Source organism: Kitasatospora putterlickiae (assembly GCF_039527695.1).
Classification (GTDB): domain Bacteria; phylum Actinomycetota; class Actinomycetes; order Streptomycetales; family Streptomycetaceae; genus Kitasatospora; species Kitasatospora putterlickiae.
Genome location: NZ_BAAAKJ010000309.1, coordinates 1706 through 3131, shown reverse-complemented (window position 1 = coordinate 3131; position 1426 = coordinate 1706). Strand labels below are relative to the sequence as shown.

The 1426-nt window shown below is 76.6% G+C and carries 2 protein-coding genes and 1 pseudogene; 2 read left to right on the top strand and 1 reads right to left on the bottom strand.

The annotated features are described in order from the left end of the window. Both ABD308_RS29620 and ABD308_RS29615 read left to right on the top strand, forming a co-directional pair. Window positions 1-500, top strand: a pseudogene (locus ABD308_RS29620) (hypothetical protein); the annotation flags it as partial. Window positions 501-530: 30 nt separating this feature from the next. Next, complete coding sequence (locus ABD308_RS29615; RefSeq protein WP_344341558.1) at window positions 531-779, top strand: hypothetical protein; 249 nt, start codon at window positions 531-533, stop codon at window positions 777-779. A 70-nt stretch (window positions 780-849) separates the two neighbouring features. Here ABD308_RS29615 and ABD308_RS29610 read toward each other — a convergent pair. After that, window positions 850-1426, bottom strand: a 577-nt coding sequence (locus tag ABD308_RS29610; RefSeq protein ID WP_344341555.1) for a CAP domain-containing protein, incomplete at its 5' end; no start/stop codon positions are given.

The following is a 1426-nucleotide window of genomic DNA, read 5'->3' as shown; positions in this document are numbered from 1 at the left end:
CCGTCGGCTACCTCGCCTCCCAGCGGCTGACCGGGCCGGGCGGCTGCCCGCCCCTCGACGGCGTGCTGGGGCCGGTGTGCCTCGGCTCGGGGATGATCGCCGACGACGGCGTGCTGCTCGCGCTGCGGATCGTCCCCGACCGGAGCGCCCTGGGCGAGTACCTGGACCAGACGGAAGGGCTGGAGCGAACGCAGCCCAGCAAGGAGTGCGTGGTTCGGGGCGGCACCGAGCTGGTGCGCGGGTACCGGCAGGTCATGCTGGCCGAGCAGCAGGTGGCCGTCCAGCTGACGGGCTGTCTGAGCGGCCCCACGACGCAGACCCTCGCGGCGCTGCGGAAGGCGGTCGACTCGATCCGTCCGGGCTGGACGGCACCGGGCGGCACGTTCGCACCGGACGGCTCGTTCCTCGCGGTCTCCCCGTTCGCCACGACCAGCCGGCACGAGGTGATCCCGGGGCGCGTCTTCGGCTCCGGCGCGCCCCCGACGACGGACGGGCCGTAACCCGGGTGGCGGAACGTCGTTGAACGGGGCATGAAGAAGCGCAGCATGCTCGCCGTCGCCTCGCTCGCCGTCGGCGTCGTGGCCTCCCTGACCGCCCCCAGCGCCCACGCCGCCGTCCTCGGCGGCCAGGGCGACCTGACCGGACCGCTCCGGGGCGGGCCGCTCGCCTCGGTGCCGGACGCCCTGCCGGGGCAGGTCGGGGACGCCGGCGCGGTGGTCGGCCAGGCGACCGGCCATGTCACGGGTGAGGCGCCCGGTCTGGTCGGTCTGCCGCTCTGATGATCCGACGGGGTCTGGTGGGCTGACGGCTCTGACGGGCTGACGGGCCCGACCGGGGTGCCGGCGCCGGTCAGCCGAGCGGGGTGCCGAGGTCCTGGGTCCAGTAGAGGCCCCCGGGGCCCGTCGCCACGCCGACGCCGACGTCCTTGAACGCGCAGTCGAGCATGTTCGTCTGGTGGATGCCGCCGTCCATCCAGCGGGAGAAGACCACGGCGGGGGCACTCGGCCCCCGGTCGAGGTTCTCGCCCCACTGGGACCAGCGGTAGCCGGCGGCGGACAGCCGGGCGTCCGCCTGGCCGCCGCCGGGGGCGTCGTGGCCGAAGTAGGACCGGGCGACCATGTCCTCGGAGTGGCGCTGGGCGGCGGCGTGCAGCCTCGGGTCGATCCGCAGCGGGGCACAGCCCCGCCTGGCCCGCTCGGTGTTGACCAGGTCGACCAGCTGGCGCTCCAGGTTGCCGGCGCCGACCGGGGTGGCACTCGGCCGGGCGCTGCTCGGGCTCGCGGTCGGAGTGACCGCCGCGCTGGTCGCCGTGGCCCGGGTGTCGGCCGGGGCCGGCGCCGCGACGACCGGCGGGGTGGTACTCGGGCCGGGCACGGGCGGCCGCGCTTCGGTGGCCGGGGCCTCGGCGATCGGCGAGGCCGCGGCC

Excerpts from the sequence above, each read along its gene's own strand:
- ABD308_RS29615 (WP_344341558.1), top strand. The coding sequence starts at position 531 with ATGAAGAAGCGCAGCATGCTCGCCGTCGCCTCGCTCGCCGTCGGCGTC.